We start from the raw sequence: 23,781 nt of genomic DNA, 5'->3' as shown, positions 1-23,781 counted from the left end.
CAACAAAGTCTCCTTTCGCCATGAGTCTATGGTTTTTATTTTTTACAGTGTCGATCCGATAAGTCCATGCTATTTCCTCACAGCAGCTATCGAGTTTGTGTAAAATTCTAGAGACATAACCAGAAAGAGTATTAAAAAATACGGTGTTAAATTATGCGAGCAGAAATAGAAACATTAGTTGATGAAATCCAGAAAGCAATTCAATTGCTAAGGGGGCATCTTTGACTGGGATCAATCACTAAAGCGCCTCGAATATCTTAATCAAAAAGCGGAAGATCCGTCATTATGGGATGATGCACAACGAGCACAGGATATGATGCGTGAGCGTCAACGTCTTGATGATTCAATCAATGGTCTTTTATCATTTACAAAAACACTTGAAGAATGCATTGAGCTTATTACAATGGGTGAAGAAGAAAGTGATGTTGAAATTATAGCTGATGCAGAAAATTCAATACGTAATCTTAAAAATGAGATAGATAAAAGGCAAATTGATGTGCTTCTTTCAGGAGAAGCCGATCCGAATGATACCTATTTAGAAGTTCATGCTGGAGCAGGGGGAACAGAAAGCCAAGATTGGGCTTCTATGCTCTTACGTATGTATATGCGCTGGGCTGAACAGCATGAAATGAGGGTTGAAATTTTAGAAATTCATGATGGAGAAGAAGCAGGAATAAAGTCAGCGACTATTCTTGTAAAAGGGCATAATGCTTATGGAATGTTAAAAACAGAATCAGGCGTTCATCGCTTGGTGCGGATTTCTCCATTTGATTCGAATGCAAAGCGCCATACCTCTTTTGCAAGCATTTGGGTTTATCCAGTTATTGATGACAATATTGAAGTTGATGTTTCAGAGGCAGATGTGCGTATTGATACATATCGTGCATCGGGAGCAGGAGGACAACATGTTAACACGACAGATTCCGCTGTTCGCATCACACATATAAAAACGGGTATTGTTGTTCAATGTCAAACAGAGCGTTCTCAACACAAAAATCGCGCTACGGCTTGGTCGATGTTGCGTGCACGGCTTTATGAAGAAGAGCTTAAAAAAAGAGAAGAAGAAACCAATGCTGCTGAATCTTCTAAAACAGAAATCGGATGGGGACATCAAATTAGATCTTATGTTCTTCAACCCTATCAGCTTGTCAAAGATTTGCGTACAGGGATTGAAAATACGGATCCACAATCCGTACTGAATGGTAATTTAGATGCATTTATAGAGGCAGCGCTCGCACGGCGCATTTATGGACAAGACAAAGAAATTGAGGATATTCGTTAATTATATATCCTTCCTTCAAGCCATGTAGATTTTTTTTAAGTTGTTCGTTTTATTGATGTTATGGTATTACGATAGCTCTCGATACTTTAAAGGTTCAAAGAGGGGTTTTCTTGTTTCTTTTTTCAATTTTTTTCACACACCAATCCTGCTTATGATATTGCAAGTGATAGGAAGCTGAAATAAGAAAAATTTTTGATATTTGGAGTACTAATATAAATATAAAACAATTCACTATCCTTATAAATCACAATATATTGTAAAAATTGAATCCGTTGAAAAACTAAAATTAATTCAGAGGATGGCTTTTGCTTTTTAAAGTAAATCAAATACTCAATTTACAAGTTATGGTTATGATGTAAAAGTGTTGCAGTAGCTAGAACATTTTCAGCATGCCCAGATACGCTTACTTTGCGCCATTCTTCTGCTATTATTCCATTTGCATCGATTAAAAAAGTGCTCCGTTCAACCCCCATATATTTGCGTCCATACATGCTTTTCTCAACCCAAACACCGTAAGCTTCGAGGGTCGTTTTTTCTTCATCAGAAACCAAGATGACATCAAGCTCATATTTTACTTTAAATTTATCATGTTTTTTTACATTATCTGGAGAGATTCCAATAACAGCAACACCGATTTCATCAAATTTCATCTTTAATTTTGTGAAATCAAGTGCTTCGTTTGTGCAACCGCTGGTGTCATCTTTTGGATAAAAATATAAAACAACAGGTTTTCCTTTAAAGTCAGAAAGACATACTGTCTCTCCTCCATCGCGAGGCAAATTAAAATCAGGAGCAAGAGCCCCCTTCATTGGTCTTGTCATTATTTTCATCTTTCTTGTGTAACAAGTATAGGATATCAGAGTACACAGAAGAAAAGAACTATTCAACTCTCTAGAATATTATTGTTTTGAAGAGAGGTTTATTTTCCTAACAAAAATCGCTCTATCACAACGATTGGATTGAAAGAACAAAATCGGCGTGAACAACATAAACAAAACAACAAAAGATTATACTGGTTTCATCACAACATGTTTTTTCTTACCGAAAGAAAGTTTAATGATTCCTTCTGCACTGACATCATCTTCAATAATAAGATGTGTTTCATCCTCAATAATTTGATCATTTACACGTACACCTCCACCTTGAACGTGTCGGCGTGCCTCACTATTAGATTTAGCGAGTCCTGCTCGTACTAAAAGAGTGAGCAATCCAACACCTTTTTTTAATTCTGAGGCATTAATTTCAACAGTTGGAAGATTTTCTCCCAGAGTTTTTTCTTCAAATGTTTTGCGAGCAGTCTCTGCTGCTGTATTGGCAAGAGCACGTCCATGCAACATTGCTGTAACTTCTGTTGCAAGAATTTTTTTTGCTTCGTTAATTTCTGTCCCTTGTAATACAGAAAGTTTAAGAATCTCATCCATTGGCAATGGAGTATAGAGCTTTAGAAATCGTGTTACATCAGCATCTTCTATATTGCGCCAATATTGCCAAAATTGATAAGGTGAAAGCATATCCGCATTCAGCCATACAGCCCCATTCAATGATTTACCCATTTTGGCACCGGAAGAGGTGGTCAGCAATGGTGATGTTAACGCATATAATTGTGGTGTTCCTAAACGATGCCCTAATTCGATTCCGTTAATAATGTTGCCCCATTGATCAGAGCCCCCCATTTGCATACGCAATCCATAACGTTTATAAAGTTCAACAAAGTCATAAGCTTGCAGAATCATATAATTAAATTCTAAGAATGACAAAGAGTGCTCACGCTCAAGTCTGAGTCTGACAGAATCAAATGACAACATACGGTTGACAGAAAAATGTTTTCCTATATCACGCAAAAATTCTAAGTAGTTTAAATTGCATAACCATTCAGCATTATTCACAATACAAGCATCAGTTTTTCGGTCACCGAATGTCAAATAGTTAGCAAATACCTTTTTAATACCATCAATATTTGCAGCAATATCATCTTGTGCCAGAAGACGTCGCGCTTCATCTTTGAAGGAAGGATCACCGATCAATCCGGTCCCTCCGCCCATTAAAGCAATGGGGCGATGACCCGTTTTTTGTAACCAATAAAGCATCATAATCTGAAGAAGACTTCCAGCATGTAAACTCGATGCTGTTGGATCAAATCCAATATAAGCGCTTACAGTTTCTTTTAAAAAAAGATCATCTAAGCCTTTTTCATCTGAAATTTGGTGGATAAAACCACGTTCGCTCATAATGTGTAAAAAATCAGATTTAAAGGCAAACACAGATTCAATTTCCTAATTTTAAGAGTGCATTCATTTCATATAATAGGTGATTATATAATGGAGCGTTATCTATCATAACTGATGCACACATCACAAGAGAAAGAGACATATTGATAATATAAAGATAATAATACAGGTATTATTTCCTTTTTACGCTAAAAAAGAGATTTCTCAGTGACAGAAAAAAGGCATTTTGTTATTCTCATTTCTATCCTGAAATAAAATTTAGAAAAGTTTTAAGTACAGACTAAAAAAATTACTTTGTTATGATCAGAGACAACTTTTGCTGATTTTTTATAAATCTATCGTGTTTTCCTAAGTTAGTGAAAGTATTTCAGGAGGAGGAGCGAGAAGTTCATTGGTGATATGGTTATCCAAATAGTGGGCACATCGTTCAATAAGTTCTTCATGACATCCACTGAAAAAGTGATTAGCTTCTTCTAATATTTCTTGTGTGATGATGATTCCTTTTTGTGTTTTCAATTTATCGACAAGTATTTGAACATCTTTTGGGGGGGCAACTTTATCGATACCACCATGAATGATAAGTCCAGAGGAGGGACAAGGTGCAAGAAATGAAAAGTCATAAACATTAGGCTGAGGGGCAACTGAGATAAATCCCTCAATTTCCGGTCGGCGCATTAAAAGCTGCATACCAATCCATGCTCCAAATGAATATCCTGCTACCCAACAATTTTTAGAGTCTGGATGTTGTGTTTGCACCCAATCGAGAGCAGCAGCAGCATCTGAAAGTTCTCCTATTCCATAATCAAATTCACCCTGACTACGACCAATACCACGAAAGTTAAAACGTAAAGTTGTAAAGCCACGTTGTTGGAACATATAAAAGAGGTCGTAGACAATTTTATGATTCATAGTTCCACCAAATTGGGGATGAGGATGCAAAATGATCGCAATGGGTGCATTTTTTTGTTGTGAAGGTTGATAACGCCCTTCGAGCCGACCCGCGGGACCGTTAAAAATAATTTCTGGCATAAAATGCTCCTTAAATGCAATAAAAGGCTCTCATTGACCTTGGTCGACTTTTACCATAGAATCTCTTAAATAATTATTAGATATTCTTTTTTTAGTGAACTTTTCAAGAAAATTGCGCTATTTTTTTAATCAATTCATAAGATTAATGATTGCGATGTAAAATGATTATAAAACGCCGATATTTTGATCATAACGCAACAACACCGCTCAAAAAAATGGCACGGATGGCGTTACTGGAATCTTTAGAGATATTTGGTAATCCATCATCGGTTCATAAGGAAGGGCGTGCGGCTAAAACCTTGTTGCAAAAGGCACGTCGACAAATCGCTGAAAATCTTAAAACAGATCCAGGTCACGTGGTATTTACCTCTGGTGCGAGTGAATCAGCAATGACTTTGTTAACACCCTTTTACAATATGGGGAATGCAAAAGTTCAATTTTCTCATCTTTACCTTGGAGCGACGGAACATCCCTCTGTTGCAGAGGGAGGGCGTTTTTCTAAAGAATTGATAAGCGTCATTGCTGTTGATCAAGATGGGCTCATACAACAAGATAAATTAATAGCACTCTTAACGCTTCACGATAAAACAAAAGGTTTACCTCTTGTTGCTATTCAAGCTGCAAATAGTGAAACGGGTGTTATTCAACCGTTAACAGAAATCGCCGCTATTGTTCGGGATTTAGGAGGCACTCTTATTGTTGATTTGACACAATATGTCGATAAAAATTTCGTGGATATTAATCAGCTAGGAGGAGATTTTTTTATACTGTCTGCACATAAAATTGGTGGTCCTAAAGGAATCGGTGCTTTTGTTTCATGTGGCAATCTTCTCATGCCACACCCTCTTATTATTGGGGGGGGACAAGAAAAAGGTCTCCGTGGAGGAACAGAAGCATTGCCCCTTATTGCTGCTTTTGGGGCAGCAATAGCTGATTGTTTCACACAGGAGGAAATAAAACAGTTAATATATTTACGCAATAAATTAGAAGATGGACTACAAAAAATAAGTAAAAATGTTGAAATTTTTGGCAAAAGAGTTCAACGTTTGCCAAATACAACTTACTTTACCGTGAAAAATATAAAAGCTGAAACGATGCAAATTGCTTTTGATTTAGAAGGATTTTCTATATCATCCGGCTCTGCTTGTTCTTCAGGAAAAGTAAAACAAAGCAAAGTGTTGGAGGCAATGGGGTATCATGTTCCAAATGGTGCCATTCGCATTTCGCTAGGGCGGGACACAACTTCTGAGGATATTGATGATTTTCTATCGTTTTTTTCTCAAATTATAAGCAAGAAAAAAGGGTAAGATTTATCATAAGAAAGTTATAAAATTAGAATTATTTTAAAAATAAGATAAGTTTTATTGAAATTTTTGCACTTTACCTATAGCCTAGGAAATAACTTTCTTACTTTAATCTTGTAAAAAAAACAAGACTTTTAGTTACCGGTTTTTGACGCCAAAAAATGGAGAAAATTTATGCCGGCAGTACAAGAAACAATACGCCAAGTACGTGAAATAGATGTTGACCAATATAAATATGGTTTTGAAACCAATATTGAAACAGATAAAGCTCCAAAAGGCTTAAATGAAGATATTATCAAATTTATTTCTGCTAAAAAACATGAGCCTGAATGGATGCTAACATGGCGCTTAAAAGCTTACCGACGTTGGCTGACAATGCAAGAGCCTCATTGGGCGCGTCTTGAATATCCTAAAATTGATTTTCAGGAGCTTTATTATTATGCTGCTCCAAAAAATCATACAGGACCAAAATCTTTGGATGAAGTGGATCCTGAGTTATTAGCAACGTACGAAAAACTTGGCATTCCCCTTAAAGAACAAGAGATTTTGGCAGGAGTAAGAAAACAGTCTGATCCATCTACTTTCGATGACAGTATGTCTGTATCGGGGCAGGTGGCTGTTGATGCAGTCTTTGATTCTGTTTCTGTTGTAACAACATTCAAAAAAGAGCTGGCACGTGCTGGTGTGATTTTTTGTTCTATTTCAGAGGCGATTATTGAACATTCTGAGCTTATTAAGGAATATTTAGGAACAGTTGTACCTATAAGTGATAATTATTATGCGGCCTTAAATGCAGCTGTCTTTACAGATGGTTCATTTGTTTATATTCCCAAAGGGGTTCGTTGTCCTATGGAGCTTTCAACTTATTTTAGGATTAATGAACGCAACACTGGCCAATTTGAACGAACATTGATTATCGCCGCTGAAGATTCCTATGTTTCTTATCTTGAAGGGTGTACAGCACCCCAACGTGATGAAAACCAACTTCATGCGGCTGTCGTTGAACTTATTGCCCTTAAAAATGCAGAGATTAAATATTCTACAGTACAAAACTGGTATCCTGGCGATAAAGATGGAAAGGGCGGTATTTATAATTTTGTGACGAAGCGTGGAGATTGTCGAGGTGATAGCTCTAAAATCTCATGGACACAAGTTGAGACTGGTTCTGCGATTACTTGGAAATATCCATCCTGCTTACTCCGTGGTGATAATGCGCGTGGAGAATTTTATTCTATTGCTGTTGCAAACGGTCATCAACAAATTGATTCTGGTACAAAAATGATTCATTTGGGAAAAAATACATCCAGTCGTATTATTTCCAAGGGCATTTCTGCAGGTTTTTCAAATAACACTTATCGAGGACAAGTTACAGCACATCGAAAAGCACAAAATGCGCGTAATTTTACGCAATGTGATAGTTTGTTAATCGGAAATGATTGTGGTGCGCATACAGTCCCTTATATTGAAGCAAAAAATGCAACAGCTCAGTTTGAACATGAAGCCACAACATCAAAAATTTCTGATGACCAACTTTTTTATGTTATGCAGAGAGGAATTCCCGAAGAAGAAGCTATCGCATTAATTGTAAATGGTTTTGTAAAAGAGGTCATTCAAAAACTTCCCATGGAATTTGCTGTCGAAGCACAAAAGCTTATTGGTATCAGCCTTGAAGGTAGTGTTGGATAATTTATTGAATTAGATAAATAGAAGACTTGATGTAAAAGGGCTGTAACAGTAGCAAATAATGCTAAAAATGACCTCTATGGTAATTACAAAAGTAGATGGATGCTAAGGCAAAATAATACGTGTTGGTATCTGAAAAACAGCCAAAACAGGATTAAATTATGTTAGAGATAAAAAATTTGCACGCTCGTATTGCTGGGACCGATACAGAAGTTATTCGTGGTTTAAACTTGACAGTTCAAGATGGAGAAGTTGCCGCTATCATGGGACAAAATGGAGCCGGAAAATCAACTTTGTCTTATTTGCTTGCTGGTCGTGATGATTATGAAATAACAGAAGGAGATATTCTCTATAATGGACAATCGCTTTTAGAAATGGATCCAGCAGAACGCGCTATATATGGTGTTTTTCTTGCATTTCAATATCCAATGGAAATACCAGGGGTAGCAACGATGGAATTTTTAAAAGTTGCGATGAATTCTCAACGCAAAGCGCGCGGTGACAAAGAGCTTAAAATTCCTGAATTTATAAAATGTGTTAAAGAAGTTTCAGCCAAACTTGAAATAGATATGGATATGCTAAAGCGTCCATTAAATGTAGGTTTTTCAGGTGGGGAAAAAAAGCGCGCTGAAATTTTACAAATGGCACTTCTTGAACCTAGACTTTGCATTTTAGATGAAACGGATTCTGGTTTAGATATTGATGCATTAAAAATTGTTGCAGATGGTGTTAATAAACTTCGGGATTCAAAACGTTCATTTTTGGTGATTACCCATTATCAACGGCTGCTTAATTATATTATTCCTGACACGGTACATGTTCTTTATAAAGGACAAATTATCAAAAGCGGAGATAAATCCTTAGCGCTTTATTTAGAGCAAAATGGGTATGCTGATCTTATCAGGGAAGCGGTTTGAGGTTATTGAATATGAATACACAGCAAGACTTGTTAGCAGTTGAAGAAAATATACTCAGTAATTTCAATCAGTGTGTAAACGACTTACCTGGTGATAAAGCTGTACAGGAAATCCGCAAGAAAACTATTGAGCAGTTTCAAACCACACAGCTTCCTTCCCGTAAAATCGAAAGCTGGCATTATACCAATCTGCGTACCTTACTGAAGTCTATTAGCAATTTTTCAAAAGTTCAAAACAATCAATTGGTTGATGCTTTGTTTTCAGAAAGTGCTGTTTTCTCCATAAACAATGGAAAAACATCAATAGAATCAAAGGTAGATAATATTACAGTAAAACGCCTTTCAGACGCATTGGAAGATAATTCTGTACAGATAAATCAAAATATTTCCGATGAGGATTTTATTGGACAGTTAAATACAGCTTTTGTTACAGATGGTTGGCTTTTTCACATCCCTGAAAATACAAAGTTAAATATACCCATTGAATTACAAAATATACAAATGGGGGGACAATCTCATATTTTTTCGGATATAAAAGTTGATAAAAATAGTCAAGTTACGTTTATTGAACATCAGATTGGCAATGATAAAGATACCTTTGTCAGTTCAATATTTTCATTAAATGTTGCTGCTGATAGTGATGTTACGTGGATTCTCATTCGCAATCGTGATTTTAATTCTACACAATTTGGTCGATTTTGTGCTGTTCTTGATCAAAGAGCGAAGTTATCACTTTATGTCATTAATATAGGGAGCCAATTAAATCGCCAAGAAGTCGATATTGAATTACAGGGAGAAGAATCTGATTTTCAATTACGCGTTATAAATTTATTATCAGGACAAACACATAGTGATCTTACAATGACTGTTCGTCACGTGGAAGAAAAATCAACATCAAGCGAAATTATACGCAATGTGGTTACAGATAAGGCTGTTGGTGTTTTCCAAGGAATAATACGTGTGTCTCAAAAAGCGCAAAAAACAGATGCACGCATGGCTTGTAATAGCCTTATTCTTTCAGATGATGCAGAATTTAATGCAAAGCCTGAACTGGAGATTTTTGCTGATGATGTTGCATGCGGTCATGGTGCAACAGTTGCTAATATTAATCATGATTATCTTTTTTATCTTATGGCGCGTGGTATCCCATTTAAAACGGCTCGTGCACTTTTGATTAAAGGATTTATCTCTGAGCTCATTGATGAGATCAAGCAAGATAATATTCAAATTGCTTTGGAGAATATCATTAGTAAATGGCTTGAAAAAAATGTTTAAGGTAGAAAAATGGCAATTGATGCACCAACGTTGAGTTATAATGTCGAAGAAATTCGGCGTGATTTTCCTCTTTTGCACCATCAAGTTTATGGAAAGCGATTAGCATATCTTGATAGTAGTGCTTCTGCCCAAAAACCAGTGTCAGTACTCAATGCAATGAATAATTATTATCATTATAGTTATGCTAATGTGCATAGGGGAATGTATTTTTTAGCCAATATAGCAACACAATCATATGAAAATTCTCGTGAAACCGTTCGTGTTTTTCTAAATGCTCAAAAAGCTGAAGAAATTGTTTTTACGAAAAATGCAACAGAAGCTATTAATACCGTTGCTTATGGTTGGGCTATGCCCAAACTCAAAGAAGGTGATGAGATTGTTCTAACGATCATGGAACATCATTCAAATATTATTCCTTGGCATTTTCTCCGTGAACAAAAAGGTGTTAAACTTATTTTTGTTCCTGTCGATGAAAATGGTATTCTGCACACTGAAGATTTCCAAAAGGCTTTAAGCGAAAAAACGCGGCTTGTTGCTATTACGCATATGTCCAATATATTAGGAACTGTACCTCCTGTTAAAGAGATTATTAAGCTCGCACATCAAAATTCTATTCCTGTTCTTGTTGATGGTTCTCAAGGAGCAGTACATTTAACCGTTGATGTGCAAGATCTCGATTGTGATTGGTATGTCTTTACAGGTCATAAGCTTTATGGTCCCACCGGTATTGGTGTTTTGTATGGTAAGGAAGATAGACTAGAAGAAATGCGTCCTTTTCAAGGGGGAGGGGAAATGATCGAGGAGGTAACAACCGATAAGGTTTTTTATAATGCTCCTCCTTACCGTTTTGAAGCAGGCACTCCTCCTATTGTTGAAGCTATTGGATTAACTGCAGCTATTGATTATATACAAGAGAAAGGTCGTAGCACGATTCATGCCCATGAGAGGTCCCTTTTAGCTTATGCGCAGGAAAAACTTAAAATGGTTGAGTCATTGCGTATTTATGGTCATTCTCCCAATAAAGGAGCTATTATATCATTTACAATTGAAGGGATTCACGCCCATGATATCGCTATGTTTATTGATAGAAAAGGAGTTGCAATACGCGCGGGAACCCATTGTGCACAGCCTTTATTACAACGCTTTGGTCTAACATCTATTTGTCGGGCATCATTAGCCATGTATAACACTCAAGAAGATGTAGATCAATTAGTAGAAGCATTGAAAGAAACAAGGACATTTTTTAATGGCTGAATCAATTGAAGAGCGTCATTCTACAGAATCTGTTGAAACTGTAAGCGAAAATAAAAAATCTTATATATCAGCAATTCCAGCAGATGAAATTGATCGTATGACGAATGATATTATTGCTGCTCTCAAAACAGTTTATGACCCAGAGATTCCTGCTGATATTTATGAGCTTGGACTGATTTATCGTATTGATATTGAAGATGATCGTTCAGTAAAAATTGAAATGACTCTTACAGCACCGGGATGTCCTGTTGCTGGTGAAATGCCGGGGTGGGTAGAAAATGCAGTTAGTGCAGTTGAAGGGGTTTCGTATGTTGAAGTCACTATGACTTTTGATCCACCATGGACACCTGATTGTATGTCAGAAGAAGCTCAAATTGCTGTCGGATGGTACTAACAATACTGTTCGTGAATGCATCGTTTTTCTCAAACATTTGGATTTAAAAACGATTACATGCATCATAATAAACAAAAATTAGAACTTAACTGGATTGGAAAAGAGAAACGCCCCAAACTAAAAACTCATATCTTATTAGAAGATCGTGAAAAATCTTATCATGCCTCACATCAAATATCATCTCAGGATATTTTTGATAATAAACTTATTTTTGGTGATAATTTACTCGCACTCAAAGCACTTGAGAAAGAATATACAGGCAAGGTAAAATGTATCTATATCGATCCGCCTTATAATACAGGTAATGCTTTTGAACATTATAAAGATGGTTTAGAGCATTCCATATGGCTAAGTTTTATGAGATACAGGCTAGAATTGTTACATCATTTACTGGCGGATGATGGAAGTATCTGGATTTCCATTGATGATGATGAACAAGCCTATCTTAAAGTGGTGATGGATGAAATTTTTGGTCGCCAAAATTTCATCAACAATATTATTTGGCAAAAGAAATATGCTCCACAAAATGATACAAAATGGCTTTCTGATAACCATGATTTTATAATGGTTTATGCCAAAGATAAAATGATTTGGCGTCCTCAATTGCTTCCTCGTTCAAGCGATATGGATGCGCGCTATAAAAATCCTGATAATGATCCTCGCGGCCCTTGGAAATCTGGAGATTTATCCGTAAAAAGAGTGACGTTTAAGGATATTTATGAAATCATCACACCTTCTGGACGCAAGGTGATGCCCCCCAATGGTAGAAGTTGGGCTATGAATGAAAAAAAGTTCTTTGAATTATTGAAAGATAATCGTATTTGGTTTGGTCCAACAGGAAGCAATGTTCCTTCTCTGAAGCGTTTTTTATCAGAAGTAAAAAATGGTACGGTTTCAATGACGATTTGGCCCTATACAGAAGTGGGGCACAACCAAGATGCCAAAAAAGAAGTCAAAGTTTTTAATTCTGATAATGTCTTTACAACTCCTAAACCGGAACGGTTAATGGAACGCATCATTCAACTTGCCACCAACCCCGGTGATCTTATACTGGATTCTTTTGCTGGTTCTGGCACGACCGGTTCTGTTGCTCATAAAATGGGAAGAAAGTGGATTATGATTGAACTTGGTGAACATTGTCACACCCATATTATCCCTCGTTTAAAACAAGTCATTGATGGAACTGATCAAGGGGGAATTTCCAAAAGTGTCAATTGGCAAGGTGGCGGGGGATTCCGTTATTATCGCCTCACACCTTCTCTGTTGCAAAAAGATCCATGGGGACAATAGATTATTAGTCGCGAATATAATGCTGCGATGCTTTCAGAAGCAATGTGCAAACATATGGGGTTTACCTATGCACCTGATGAAAATCATTATTGGATGCAAGGGTATTCAACTGCGAGAGATTATATTTATGTCACAACAAACGCTATGACTCATGAACACCTCCGTATTATAAGCGAAGAGGTAGGCTCTCATCGCACTTTGCTGATTTGTTGTACAGCCTTTGATACAAAATCAGCATCATTTGAAAATCTAACACTCACTAAAATTCCCCGTGCAGTATTAGAAAAATGCGAATGGGAAAGGGATGATTACAAGCCAATCTTGAACCAATGATTGTGGTAAAAGAAAGCAACAAAGATAAAGATATTGCACAAAAAGAATTAGATCTATTTGAATAATATATAAAAAGTGGAGTTTTTCATAAACACTGTTGAAAAAAGGATTTCTGCTCGCTTATCGTTGTGTAATCCTCAACGTGAGTCTTTAAATATTTTGGTAAAAATCTTAAAAAATATAGAGCTTTCTAAAAATGCTGATTTGGTTGCAGAGTTGGAAGTGATAAAAAATCTTTATCCTTCTGTATAAGATTTTGAACAAAACTTTCCTTCTTTTTGTTTTGCTTTTTTAGCAACGGATGTGGGAAAAACGCGACTTATGGGTGCTTTTATCAGCTATCTTTATTTAACAGGTCGCAGTCGCCATTTTTTATTTTAGCTCCAAATTTAACTATTTATGAAAAATTAAAACAGGATTTTATTCTCCAAAGCCCAAAGTATGTCTTTAGTGGAATAAGTGAATTCATTGCAAATAGACCTGTTATTATTACAGGTGACGACTATGAAAGTTGTAAAGGTATTCGCACTGATGATCACCACTTTCAAGGACAAAAGCGTTTGTTTGAGAGTAGGGATACAGCCTTTATCAATATTTTTAATATTTCTAAAATTAATACAATAGATAACAAAAAAGGTGCATTAAAATCCAGTATTCCGCGAATTAAACGCTTGCAAGAAACGATTGGCGAAAGTTATTTTGATTATCTCGCAAATCTTCCTGATTTAGTTTTGTTAATGGATGAAGCACACCGTTATCGTGCTTCTGCAGGCATTTCGGCGATTAATGAGTTAAAACCTGTTTTAGGAATAGAGCTTACAGCTACACCTAAAACAATAGGTGCAAAACCAGTAGATTTTAAAAACGTTGTTTACAGCTATTCACTTGCAGAGGCTATGAGAGATGGATTTGTGAAAGAGCCAGCTGTTGCTACACGGAAAGACTTTCAACCGAAAAACTACACACCTGAACAATTAGAGTATATTAAACTACAAGATGCAATTCATACGCACGAAAAAGTAAAAGCAGATTTAGTTATCTATGCTAACGATTATAAAAAGAAATTCGTTAAGCCTTTTGTTTTAGTTATCGCTCAAGATACAACTCATGCACAAAAACTACGGAATTTATTGGAATCAGATAATTTTTTTCATGTACCTATAAGGGAAAAATTTTAGAGATTCATACAAAACAGTCGAATATAGAAGAAGGCTAAAATATTCAAAAGCTTATTGCAATTGAAGATTCTCATGAACCAACAGAAATTGTTATTCACATTAATAAATTAAAGGAGGGGTGGGATGTCACGAATCTTTATACTATTTGTACCGTTGCGTGCATCGGCTTCAGAAATTTTAACAGAGCAAACAATTGGGCGTGGATTGCGTTTGCCTTATGGGTATAGAACAAAGCGTGGAAGCCATTGATCGTTTAACAATTATTGCGCATGATCGTTTTCAAGATATTATTGATCGTGCAAACGATCCAAACTCAATTATAAAAAAGCATATTGAGATTGGAACAGGAGGGAATATCCCCTCTGAAAAGACAGATATAGTGACGGTTCCATGTCAAGTAGAAGCTTTATTGATGCAAACGATGGTAACACGTAATTCCGATATAAATGGAGCATCTTCTGATTTACAAGGTATCATATTACGTAATACAGATTCCCCTACATTAACGCCTGAAGAGCAAGATATTGCAGCGATCGCTTGGGATCTTATCAAAGAGAATGATAAATTGCCAAGTTCTCAAATGCTTTGTTCTGCACTGATACAAGAAAAAATTGCTAATAAAGTTATGAATATTAATCCTTCATCACAAAAGTTTGTTGTATCAAAAGTGGTGACAATTTTGACAAAACAATTAGCAGAATTGATGATAGATATTCCCAATATTGTACTCATTCCTTCGCGTGAGGTTACTTATGGTTTTTCTGATTTTAATTTGGAAAATTTAGAAAACTTAAATTTGCAACCTGTTAGTAAAGAACTTTTAATTCGAGAATTGTGCACCCATAAAAGCATTTTTTTCACATCTAAGAATGAATATGTCAAAGAGCCTTATCTTGAAAATTATATCATTCGCGGTTTAATTGATAATGACTTTATCGATTATGATAACCATACGCCATTATTACGAAAATTGGCGAGTCAGTTGGTACAATATTTCCAATCTTATTTACCAAATGATGCTGCCGTTGAGAATGTATTAATTCACTATCAGAATAAGCTTACTAGTTTTATTGTTGCGCAATTAAGAGAACACCAATGGGAAACACAGAGGGATTATGAGATTAAAATTACGAGGGGGTTTACAACCTTAACGCCTATCCATTATGTGTTGCCGCAAGGGACGTCTCCTCTTGATTTTCGTAATATTCCTGCCATTAAAAGCGATATTAAAAAACTTGTATTCAGCGGCTTTAGAAAATGCTGTTATCCTTTACAAAAGTTTGATTCAGTAGAAGGGGAATTACGATTTGCTCAAATATTAGAGGATGATATACAAGTATTGAAATGGATGAAACCCACTCGAGGTTTTTTCAAGATAGAATATGATAAAGGATCAAATTATGAACCAGACTTTGTTGTAGAAACAAAGAACGCAAAATATCTCTGTGAGCCCAAAAAAGCTTCCGAAATAAAAAATCCTATTGTGTTAAAAAAGAGAGAATCTGCAGTTGAATGGTGTTGTCATGCAACGCGCTATGCGGCTACTTATGGCGGTAAAAATGGTATTATGTTCTTATTCCCCATGATGCTATTAAAGAAAATAGTAGTTTTGAAGGTTTGTGTGCAGAGTTTACCATTGCAGAATCTATACTTGAGAGCTCATAACTTATTTTCTTCAAAAATAAAACACATAAGTTTTTTAATTGACGGGTGTGAGGTTCAATCAAATGTTTGAATAATTATTTTTAATTTTTTGCACTATCGCATCATTAATGTAAAAATATTAGGGGTTTCATAAATCAGAAAATTAATATTTTTTCTAACAACATTAAAATAAAAGGAAAAATTTATAGAAAAGTTACACAAGATTATGATTTTTTATGGGGATTTTCAGCACATTTAGAATTTTTGATAAAAGTATAATCTTACTTTCCTTATGTGAAAAAATCTTTGAGTTTATAGTCATAAATTCAAAAAAATATTTTAATTTTATTGGGTAATTTGATAACTATGCTTTTTTTTAAAAAAACTTAAATAGTTTATTGTTTTTTCATTTAAAAATCCTGAATATAATGAAATATTCAGAGGATGAAAGGGGGAGTTTTTCATATGAGTTTAAATTTAACAAACACTGTTTTTAATTTTTTAAAGAAAAACCCGACAAAAAAATTTACAGCTCGAGAAATTGCTCAATGGATATTTGAAAATTACCCAGACAAATGCCGTCAAAAACAAGAGCATTCAACGGCAATAATTACTCCTCTTAATAGTGATACAGCTCTTATTCAGCAAATTGTTGCTGAAATAGGAGCAAGACGCCCTCAGTTACAAAAGCGTTATTCAGAAATTAAAACCACTGAAGGACGACCACGGCAATATTATTTTACTAAACAAACAGATAGTGCTGAAATTGATGCAGTAGAGGACAATGCAGAGAATAGAACAGAAGATGGCTCTGTTAAAGAGCATGATCTTTATCCGTTATTATCTAAATTTTTATGGTCAGAGCTTGCAGTTTACAGCAAGCGCATTAATGAGAAATGTTCTCGTAATAAACATGGTGCAGGCGGAAATAAATGGCTTTATCCAGATCTCGTAGGAATGCAAGATTTAAGCAGTGAATGGAATCGTGAAATCAAAGATTGTGTTTTGCAATATTTTGATAAAAAAACGAAGCTTTGGTCTTTTGAAGTAAAAATTCTCATCAATCGTTCAAATTTACGAAAAGCATTTTTTCAAACAGTTAGTAATTCGTCATGGGCTAATTTGAGTTATTTAGTTGCTAGTGAAATTGAAGGGGTTGATACATTAAAAGAGCTTCGAATGCTTTCAAGTTTGCATGGAGTTGGATTTATAAGACTTAATAAGGAAAACTCTTCCGAGAGTGAGATTTTAATTCCTGCCAAAGAACGTAGTGATATTGACTGGGATACTGCTAATAGATTAGTGGAGGAAAACAAAGATTTTCTTGATTATATTAAACTCATTCGTCAATTTTATCAAACTGGCGAGATGCGTTCACTAGATTGGGATCATATGTCTCCATGAGAGGTATTTTAAAAAAGACTCTATTGTTTAAAAGCCCTTTTTTCAGAGTGATAAAAAATTACTCTAAATATTTTATTTGACTTATTATGTTGATATAATATATTGATTTATAATGACAATTAATCTTTGTTTTAAACTTAAATGAGGGGGTGAATATCTTAGCATTTAATCTTTTCAAACCATCTTATATTGATATTGTATCAATCAAAATTGTTTGCGTGCACCTCATAAGTGGGATTGAGTAGGGGAAGAGTAAATTTTCTGTTTTAGACCCGTTCTATTTTATGCGTGGGGCGTGATTCTATTAGAACTAGACTTAATGATTATAATTTATTACAAATGTGATATTTTAGAGAGTGAAATTTAATTTTCTTGCTTTGTTTACATCAAACATTGAAAATATTACTTCCTCATATTGAAGTCTTCTTACGGAGAACTTATACTACTATTTCTTTAATTTCCATTGCTGTTCGTTTTGATTATCATTAAGTTTTTTGTTATCCGAATTAAACATTCAAAAAAAGCGTTAATTTTATAAAATATTCACACAGTTTACCATCAATATTCTCTTTATTTTTCAATAATACCGCACGCCAAACGCTCACCACCTCCGCCAAGCGGTAATGGTTCGTCTGATTGATTATCTGCCCCTAAATGAATGACTAAAGAATGCCCTTTAATTTCAGAGATTTTTTTAATCGTGGAGCAAGAACGTTCCTTATAGCATACCCTTGCTTATCAACATAAAGTGCTGGTAAATCACCAAGATGACCATTGACATTATAAGGTCCTAAATGTTTTCTGGTATGTTCCGGATCATAATGTCCACCTGCGCTTCCACCAATTATGCCATCTTTTGTATCACATGAAGGATTTACATGTACATGAAAACCATGCATCCCTTCTGATAAAGTAGATAAATTAGGGATGAAAATCAAACCGTATGCGTTTTCTTCAATTTTAATGCTACCAATAGCCTTTTTGGAATTATTATCTTCTAATTTATAAATATTTACTTGTGTTGATAGTGCTAATGCAGAATTTTTATGAATTAAAAATGCCATAAAAACCAATAATAATAATATTTTTTTCATAAAATAACTTTATACTTATATTTAAATATAATTTTATCTATAAAAATAATCTATATTATTAAATATATACGATTATCTTAAATTGAAATTTAAATTAAATAATTTATATAGAAATATTATATCTTAAAAAGAGCAAATAAATTAAAGCATATTTATATATAATCTGAATATAACTCTCATTTTTTGATCTATAAAAAATATAGCTTTCATAGATCGATAATTATATCTCGTTTACATTTCTTCAAGAGATGCTTTAAAAATCTACTTTTTTGAGGTGTAATAAAGAATTAAGCAAGAAATTTTTATAAGTAGATATTATTTCATTTATAATATGATAATCGTTTCATCAAAAACAGAACATATAATTTGTTGATGACTTAATTGTTTTTCATCGAAAAAATGATGAGAAATTTCTATTCATTATGAAATTTATAAGAGAAAGAATTATTATTATTCATATAAATTTCCCATAAAATACAGCATATACCGACACTCCCTCCCATTCCTGATCCTATCAGTGCTCCTATTATCATTCCGGCAGAAAGTGCTACTCCTATACCCATTGCGATAACTGGACCAAATCCTGGAAGAGCAATATAACCATAAGCTGCAAGAGTTGCAGCGATAGCTCCTGATATGCTACCATTTAAACCGCCAATGAAAGCAAATTCTTTAATAGAATGGCAGCACTTTTTTAATTTTTTTTTCTTACAGAGATGAACAGAAACGTTGCTGTAAGTTTTAAAATCAATCATATTTTTTTCTTTCATTTTGAATGCTAACTGTTCCTGAATAGTCAACGGATACGAAAAAATGGGACTTTTTAAATTTTACTAAAGCACGCCAGATGCCTTTGTCATCTAAACGCAATCGTTTAATATTCTTAAAACCATTTTGCATAAGGCAATTTTTAACTTGTGAAGCAGTAAATGAGTTCTGACCTATTTTAGTGACATTTTGAGTAGAGCTATAGGTAAAGGCTTGACAATAAGGAAGATGAAAAACCTCACTGATTGAAGCAGTGACTGTTAACGAGACACATACAATCATTATAAAAAAAATACTTAATTTCAAAAATTTATTTAGTTTCATCTTGTCACCATTTGTTGAAACAACACTTCATTAACCTCTGTGTTACTAACAAGTTCCCAAGATGATTTTATTTTTAATATTATACCTAACGATAAAAAGTTTTGAAAATCTATTGATTAAATAAAATTTTTTTTATTATTAAAAATTAATATTATAAAATAACTATTTCAAAACGGTATTATTTTTCATTTTCTTTATTGTGCAAAATTTAACAGAAATGATTTAGCAAGATATCTTTACAATTTCATCTGTAGTCTATAATTAACTTAATTATTATGATTATTAGTTCTTTATCTGTGATTTTGATATTTCATATAATTATGATAAATACATATATAATAATTTTTAATAAAAAATGATGTATAGTACTAATAGTTGTACATTTTTTATTATAAAAACTAAAATAGAAATAATTTTTTGTTATTAATACATTATTCACTTATTATTATTTGTTTATTTTACGTTATTATCCATTATTGCTCAGTAGAGCTGTTTAGATGATTTTGTTGGAAATATTTGCATAATTTCCTTTAATCCATAACCGGGATACATTCCTTCGCGCATAAATAAATTACGTAATGGTGAAAAACTATGTAACAAACCAAGCCCAACGCTTCGTATGATATGAACAGGCAACATATGAGAAAGTAGAGCAGAGTTAAGTGTATGAACAGCTCCACTTCGGATTAATATATCTGGTTTGCGGCATTTGTTATAATGCGTAACAATCATTTCAGAGTTAGAATTGGATATTTTATTTGGTAAAATATCAATCAAAGTTTGGACATCACGGAATCCTAAATTCAATCCCTGTGCCCCAATAGGGGGGAAAACATGAGCGGCTTCACCCACTAAAATTGTTCGATTAGCAGCAAAATGATGAGAAAGAAGCCCTGAAAGCGGCCATGCTTGAATTGATGTTTCTAAGCGCAGCTTTCCAAGCATTGATTGCATTTGGTTTTCGATCATTTTTGCAATTTCTTTTGGTTCTATATTCAATAATTCCTCAGCACGGGAAGGATGAACAACCCATACAAGACTAGATCTTTGCCCAGGAAGAGGAACCTGTGTAAATGGACCATGTTCTGTATGAAATTCGGTTGATGTATTTTGATGAGAAAACTCATGAGAAAAGTTGAGAACAAGTGCTTTTTGTGGATAATTCCACTGTTTGACACTTATTCCTGCTGCGGCACGTGTAAGAGAGTGACGTCCATCAGCAGCAACAACAAGTGGTGCTTGAATGACTCTATGATCAGCAAGAGTAATACATACATGGTTTTTTGTGTGATGAAAAGATTTGGCTGCCGAAACAAATCTTGTAATATTGGGCGTATGTGTAATAGCATCGACTAAAGCACTGTTCAATTTTACATTAGGTATATTATAGCCAAAAGCTTTTTCACCAATTTCAGCAGAAGAAAAATGCACCGTAGGAGCATGCACAATTCTAGAAGTTATATCTACAATTCTCATGTAGGATAAAGCAGCAGCATATTTTTGAATATTATTCCAAATATTGAGTTTTTGAAGTGTGCGTATTGCAGGCATCATAAGAGCAGTTGTTCGTAACTCATCTGTATGAGCAGGGGGGCCAACAAGAAAAACAGAAAACCCCTCATGTGCAAGACTCAGTGCGGACAACATTCCCAAAGGACCTGCACCAATAACAGCAATATCTTTATGCTCTTCCTTTTCAAATATCACAACGATTTGAACCTTTATCCATTGAGAAAATATTTTAACATTTCCAAATGATCACTCTCTTTTTATTATATGAAGCTCTTCTATTATAGTATGTAATAAATAATGCGATATAAAAAAGTAACCTTTTTATGATTTTTTTAAATGCTGAGTTATATCATCGGTAAAAAATGGCGTATTGATAGATGGTTGAAGACTTTAAAAACGAGGATAAGAAAACCTTGAAACGTAAACTAACAAAGAAAATCAAAACAAATGCTAAATTATTACGCCATAAAAAAGTAACAATGCCACAAGCAAAGGCTTTTTCTGTTCATTTACTAACAGCTTCGGGATCATTTTTAGCGTTTCTTTCTCTTATATCAGCCTCTCAAAAAGAATGGACGGCTATGTTCTGTTGGCTTGGACTTGCACTTCTCGTTGATGGTATAGATGGACCAATTGCACGCAAACTTGATGTTAAATACGTTCTTCCAACATGGTCTGGAGAGTTGTTAGATAATATTATTGATTACGTGACTTATGTCTTAATTCCTGCTTTTGCACTCTATCAAAGTGGTTTTATGGGGGTAGGGTTATCATTTTTATTGAGTGCAATTATTGTTATTTCATCTGCTATTTATTATGCAGATACTAGCATGAAAACCAAAGAAAACTTTTTTAAAGGATTTCCTGTTGTTTGGAATATGATGATTTTTACGCTTTTTGTCGTAAGACCGGTAGAGTGGATTACTTTTATCATTATTGTTTTATCGGCGATTATATCTTTTTTGCCAATTTATTTTATCCATCCAGTAAGAGTCCTTCGTTTACGCAGAGTTAATTTTCCAATTTTTCTCTTATGGTGTTTTTTTGGTGTTTCTGCATTCTTTTATCAACTAGAGGCTCCCTATTGGGTTAAAATAGGAATTTCAGTAACAGGAATTTATATATATTGTATTGGCGCAATCATGCAAATATTTCCTCAACTTGGGGCAAAAAATATAAAAAAACAATAAATAGTTGTTTTAAGAAGGGTGTAAGATGCAAATTGATTTTGGAGCAGATGATGATATTTCTTTTACGAAAGAAGGGCGTGCTGGTATTATAAAGCTCACACGCCCTTCAGCATTAAATGCTCTTAATCAACGAATGGTTTCAGCTTTAAAAAAAGCTCTCAGGACATGGGAAACAGATGATAATGTTTCTTGTGTTTTAATTGAAGGGGAGGGGCGTGCTTTTTGTGCTGGTGGAGATGTTGTAGAAATCTACCATATGGGAAAAAGTGCCTCTGCTTGTCAATACTTTAGTGATGAATATAGTTTAAATGCTTATATCAAACATTTTTCAAAGCCCTACATTTCTTTCTTAAACGGTATTTGGATGGGAGGAGGGGTAGGTATTTCTCTCTATGGTTCGCATAGAATTGTTACAGAAAATACAGTTTTTGCTATGCCAGAAGGTGCAATTGGATTTTTTCCAGATGTAGGTGCAAGTTTTTTCTTACCATCTCTTCCCAATCATTTTGGCATCTATCTTGCATTAACGGGCGCACGCATAAAGTGGGGAGATTGCTTAAATTTAGGATTAGCAACACACGCCGTTGCTGAAATTGAATTCGATATGATTAGAAAAGCTATTATTGAGCAAGGAGATCCTACTTTAGCTTTAAACGAGCGAGCAATTACAAAAGACTATGAAACGAGTCATGAAATACGTTGTATTATTAACACTTGTTTTAGTGCCCATACCTTAGAAGAATGTCTTGAGTTGCTACATAAAAAAAGTAATGAAGGTATTTTATTTGCTAAAGAATGTTATGATATTTTGCAGTCACGTTCTCCGATAAGTTTAAAAGTTATCTGGAAACAAATGAAACAAAATTCATCTCAAACGTTGGAAGATTGTATGAAAATTGAAAACCGCATTGCACATCATATGATTAATTCACATGATTTTCATGAAGGTATACGTGCTATGTTAATCGATAAGGACAAAAGACCTCAATGGCAGCCAGATAAACTTTCAAATGTGACAGATGAAATGGTAGATTCTTACTTTCAACCTGTTGAGCAAGAGTTATTATTGTGAAAAATAATTCTCACAAACGGATTTCAAAAATCAATTTAATCTATAACTGTTATTTACGGTTTTTGGCACTCATTTGTTTAGTCCTAGGTATTTGTTATTGGATACGCCTTGTTGGTGTTTTTCCAGGTATTCTATGGCGTTTTGATCTTATGCCTTGGCAGTGGCAATTTGCATCAGCTATATTGGCTATTCTCTATCCTATTGCCTTAGTTGGACTTTGGATGTATTCATTATGGGGTATCATTGTGTGGTGTATTGCAGCATTGATTGAAGCAATAACAATATATTATTCTGATTTTATTTATCAGCCATTTGTACCATTATTTCATGGAATATTGTTTTTAGCTTTCATAATACTACAAATTGTGATGATTTTTTTTAAAAGAGTAAAAAATAAAAAAACATCGTGATTGAAATTTTCGAGCCAGAATAAAGTGCTAATGCTAGATATACTTTTTCCATAAAGTTCCATAATATATATTATGCGATAATATGATACAGAAAAACAAAGCAAACCCTATTTTAAAACATAAATCACATTTGTAATCGTACAATTCACTTTTAAAACAAAATTATGGTAATGGCGATAATAATTAAATAACACATT

Annotated in this window: 21 protein-coding genes and 1 pseudogene; 15 read left to right on the top strand and 7 right to left on the bottom strand. The window is 34.3% G+C overall.

Features of this window, described 5'->3' with window-relative positions:
* The first annotated feature begins 153 nt into the window (after nt 1–153).
* A protein-coding gene (prfB, locus tag ACFIKO_RS04940; protein ID WP_375619791.1) for a peptide chain release factor 2 occupies nt 154–1,282 on the top strand; the annotation gives its coding sequence in 2 pieces (ribosomal slippage) (nt 154–222 and nt 224–1,282; 1,128 coding nt in all).
* Between the two features lie 335 nt (nt 1,283–1,617).
* Here prfB and ACFIKO_RS04935 read toward each other — a convergent pair.
* From ACFIKO_RS04935 to ACFIKO_RS04925, 3 genes are all read right to left on the bottom strand, one after another.
* A complete protein-coding gene (locus ACFIKO_RS04935; RefSeq protein ID WP_375619792.1) occupies nt 1,618–2,103 on the bottom strand; it encodes a peroxiredoxin in 486 nt (161 codons plus the stop codon).
* Nucleotides 2,104–2,289: 186 nt separating this feature from the next.
* Entirely contained in the window at nt 2,290–3,543 is a 1,254-nt protein-coding gene (gene tyrS / locus ACFIKO_RS04930; protein WP_375619793.1) for a tyrosine--tRNA ligase, read from the bottom strand.
* 315 nt (nt 3,544–3,858) lie between these two features.
* Nucleotides 3,859–4,539, bottom strand: coding sequence for an alpha/beta hydrolase (locus ACFIKO_RS04925; protein WP_375619794.1), 681 nt, complete (start codon nt 4,537–4,539; stop codon nt 3,859–3,861).
* 161 nt (nt 4,540–4,700) lie between these two features.
* Here ACFIKO_RS04925 and ACFIKO_RS04920 point away from each other — a divergent pair, with 161 nt between their 5' ends.
* The 11 genes from ACFIKO_RS04920 to ACFIKO_RS04870 all read left to right on the top strand — a co-directional run bounded on the left by ACFIKO_RS04920 (nt 4,701) and on the right by ACFIKO_RS04870 (nt 17,214).
* Nucleotides 4,701–5,846 carry a cysteine desulfurase family protein gene (locus tag ACFIKO_RS04920; RefSeq protein WP_375673439.1) on the top strand — a complete coding sequence of 382 codons (1,146 nt, stop codon included), beginning with the start codon at nt 4,701–4,703 and terminating at the stop codon, nt 5,844–5,846.
* A gap of 171 nt (nt 5,847–6,017) precedes the next feature.
* The gene (gene sufB / locus ACFIKO_RS04915) at nt 6,018–7,529 is read left to right on the top strand and encodes a Fe-S cluster assembly protein SufB (protein WP_015856379.1); all 1,512 of its coding nucleotides are present in this window, start codon (nt 6,018–6,020) and stop codon (nt 7,527–7,529) included.
* Between the two features lie 158 nt (nt 7,530–7,687).
* Nucleotides 7,688–8,443 (top strand): Fe-S cluster assembly ATPase SufC, encoded by a 756-nt coding sequence (gene sufC / locus ACFIKO_RS04910; RefSeq protein ID WP_375619796.1) that lies wholly within the window; start codon nt 7,688–7,690, stop codon nt 8,441–8,443.
* 11 nt (nt 8,444–8,454) lie between these two features.
* The gene (gene sufD / locus ACFIKO_RS04905; protein ID WP_375619797.1) at nt 8,455–9,717 is read left to right on the top strand and encodes a Fe-S cluster assembly protein SufD; all 1,263 of its coding nucleotides are present in this window, start codon (nt 8,455–8,457) and stop codon (nt 9,715–9,717) included.
* 9 nt (nt 9,718–9,726) lie between these two features.
* Complete coding sequence (locus ACFIKO_RS04900) at nt 9,727–10,971, top strand: cysteine desulfurase (protein ID WP_375619798.1); 1,245 nt, start codon at nt 9,727–9,729, stop codon at nt 10,969–10,971.
* A complete protein-coding gene (locus ACFIKO_RS04895; protein WP_273787976.1) occupies nt 10,964–11,365 on the top strand; it encodes an SUF system Fe-S cluster assembly protein in 402 nt (133 codons plus the stop codon). The genes ACFIKO_RS04900 and ACFIKO_RS04895 overlap by 8 nt, the downstream gene beginning before the upstream one ends.
* A gap of 57 nt (nt 11,366–11,422) precedes the next feature.
* Entirely contained in the window at nt 11,423–12,655 is a 1,233-nt protein-coding gene (locus ACFIKO_RS04890) for a site-specific DNA-methyltransferase (protein WP_375673438.1), read from the top strand.
* Nucleotides 12,656–13,266: 611 nt separating this feature from the next.
* Complete coding sequence (locus ACFIKO_RS04885) at nt 13,267–14,166, top strand: DEAD/DEAH box helicase family protein (RefSeq protein WP_375673437.1); 900 nt, start codon at nt 13,267–13,269, stop codon at nt 14,164–14,166.
* 123 nt (nt 14,167–14,289) lie between these two features.
* Nucleotides 14,290–14,415: a hypothetical protein gene (locus tag ACFIKO_RS04880; protein ID WP_375673436.1), complete on the top strand. Its 126-nt coding sequence runs from the start codon at nt 14,290–14,292 to the stop codon at nt 14,413–14,415.
* 172 nt (nt 14,416–14,587) lie between these two features.
* Nucleotides 14,588–15,901 (top strand): hypothetical protein, encoded by a 1,314-nt coding sequence (locus tag ACFIKO_RS04875; protein ID WP_375673435.1) that lies wholly within the window; start codon nt 14,588–14,590, stop codon nt 15,899–15,901.
* 374 nt (nt 15,902–16,275) lie between these two features.
* The gene (locus tag ACFIKO_RS04870; protein WP_375619801.1) at nt 16,276–17,214 is read left to right on the top strand and encodes a COG2958 family protein; all 939 of its coding nucleotides are present in this window, start codon (nt 16,276–16,278) and stop codon (nt 17,212–17,214) included.
* 570 nt (nt 17,215–17,784) lie between these two features.
* Here ACFIKO_RS04870 and ACFIKO_RS04865 read toward each other — a convergent pair.
* The 4 genes and pseudogenes from ACFIKO_RS04865 to ACFIKO_RS04850 form a co-directional block, all read right to left on the bottom strand.
* Nucleotides 17,785–18,308, bottom strand: a pseudogene (locus ACFIKO_RS04865) (superoxide dismutase family protein).
* A gap of 413 nt (nt 18,309–18,721) precedes the next feature.
* The gene (locus tag ACFIKO_RS04860) at nt 18,722–19,078 is read right to left on the bottom strand and encodes a hypothetical protein (protein ID WP_375619802.1); all 357 of its coding nucleotides are present in this window, start codon (nt 19,076–19,078) and stop codon (nt 18,722–18,724) included.
* The gene (locus ACFIKO_RS04855; RefSeq protein ID WP_375619803.1) at nt 19,056–19,400 is read right to left on the bottom strand and encodes a hypothetical protein; all 345 of its coding nucleotides are present in this window, start codon (nt 19,398–19,400) and stop codon (nt 19,056–19,058) included. The genes ACFIKO_RS04860 and ACFIKO_RS04855 overlap by 23 nt, the downstream gene beginning before the upstream one ends.
* Nucleotides 19,401–19,880: 480 nt before the next feature.
* The gene (locus ACFIKO_RS04850) at nt 19,881–21,107 is read right to left on the bottom strand and encodes a UbiH/UbiF family hydroxylase (protein WP_375673434.1); all 1,227 of its coding nucleotides are present in this window, start codon (nt 21,105–21,107) and stop codon (nt 19,881–19,883) included.
* A 182-nt stretch (nt 21,108–21,289) separates the two neighbouring features.
* Here ACFIKO_RS04850 and pcsA point away from each other — a divergent pair, with 182 nt between their 5' ends.
* From pcsA to ACFIKO_RS04835, 3 genes are read left to right on the top strand one after another with little or no spacing between them, the layout of a single operon-like run.
* Complete coding sequence (gene pcsA, locus ACFIKO_RS04845; RefSeq protein ID WP_375619805.1) at nt 21,290–22,102, top strand: phosphatidylcholine synthase; 813 nt, start codon at nt 21,290–21,292, stop codon at nt 22,100–22,102.
* Nucleotides 22,103–22,127: 25 nt separating this feature from the next.
* The gene (locus ACFIKO_RS04840) at nt 22,128–23,174 is read left to right on the top strand and encodes an enoyl-CoA hydratase/isomerase family protein (RefSeq protein ID WP_375619806.1); all 1,047 of its coding nucleotides are present in this window, start codon (nt 22,128–22,130) and stop codon (nt 23,172–23,174) included.
* Nucleotides 23,171–23,584, top strand: a complete 414-nt coding sequence (locus ACFIKO_RS04835) for a DUF6163 family protein (RefSeq protein ID WP_015856393.1) — start codon at nt 23,171–23,173, stop codon at nt 23,582–23,584. The genes ACFIKO_RS04840 and ACFIKO_RS04835 overlap by 4 nt, the downstream gene beginning before the upstream one ends.
* The last annotated feature ends 197 nt before the right edge of the window (nt 23,585–23,781 follow it).

The sequence above is a fragment of the Bartonella sp. TS82HLJMH genome (assembly GCF_042193495.1).
Classification (GTDB): domain Bacteria; phylum Pseudomonadota; class Alphaproteobacteria; order Rhizobiales; family Rhizobiaceae; genus Bartonella; species Bartonella grahamii.
This window is presented reverse-complemented; position numbering and strand designations above follow the sequence as displayed.

Coding starts and splice junctions, on each gene's coding strand:
- ACFIKO_RS04855 (WP_375619803.1), bottom strand. CDS start 19,400: ATGAAACTAAATAAATTTTTGAAATTAAGTATTTTTTTTATAATGATT.
- ACFIKO_RS04935 (WP_375619792.1), bottom strand. CDS start 2,103: ATGACAAGACCAATGAAGGGGGCTCTTGCTCCTGATTTTAATTTGCCT.
- pcsA (WP_375619805.1), top strand. CDS start 21,290: ATGGTTGAAGACTTTAAAAACGAGGATAAGAAAACCTTGAAACGTAAA.
- ACFIKO_RS04900 (WP_375619798.1), top strand. CDS start 9,727: ATGGCAATTGATGCACCAACGTTGAGTTATAATGTCGAAGAAATTCGG.
- ACFIKO_RS04860 (WP_375619802.1), bottom strand. CDS start 19,078: ATGAAAGAAAAAAATATGATTGATTTTAAAACTTACAGCAACGTTTCT.
- ACFIKO_RS04925 (WP_375619794.1), bottom strand. CDS start 4,539: ATGCCAGAAATTATTTTTAACGGTCCCGCGGGTCGGCTCGAAGGGCGT.
- ACFIKO_RS04890 (WP_375673438.1), top strand. CDS start 11,423: ATGCATCATAATAAACAAAAATTAGAACTTAACTGGATTGGAAAAGAG.
- ACFIKO_RS04880 (WP_375673436.1), top strand. CDS start 14,290: ATGTCACGAATCTTTATACTATTTGTACCGTTGCGTGCATCGGCTTCA.
- sufB (WP_015856379.1), top strand. CDS start 6,018: ATGCCGGCAGTACAAGAAACAATACGCCAAGTACGTGAAATAGATGTT.
- ACFIKO_RS04840 (WP_375619806.1), top strand. CDS start 22,128: ATGCAAATTGATTTTGGAGCAGATGATGATATTTCTTTTACGAAAGAA.
- ACFIKO_RS04875 (WP_375673435.1), top strand. CDS start 14,588: ATGGTAACACGTAATTCCGATATAAATGGAGCATCTTCTGATTTACAA.
- ACFIKO_RS04920 (WP_375673439.1), top strand. CDS start 4,701: ATGATTATAAAACGCCGATATTTTGATCATAACGCAACAACACCGCTC.
- ACFIKO_RS04870 (WP_375619801.1), top strand. CDS start 16,276: ATGAGTTTAAATTTAACAAACACTGTTTTTAATTTTTTAAAGAAAAAC.
- ACFIKO_RS04895 (WP_273787976.1), top strand. CDS start 10,964: ATGGCTGAATCAATTGAAGAGCGTCATTCTACAGAATCTGTTGAAACT.
- sufC (WP_375619796.1), top strand. CDS start 7,688: ATGTTAGAGATAAAAAATTTGCACGCTCGTATTGCTGGGACCGATACA.
- sufD (WP_375619797.1), top strand. CDS start 8,455: ATGAATACACAGCAAGACTTGTTAGCAGTTGAAGAAAATATACTCAGT.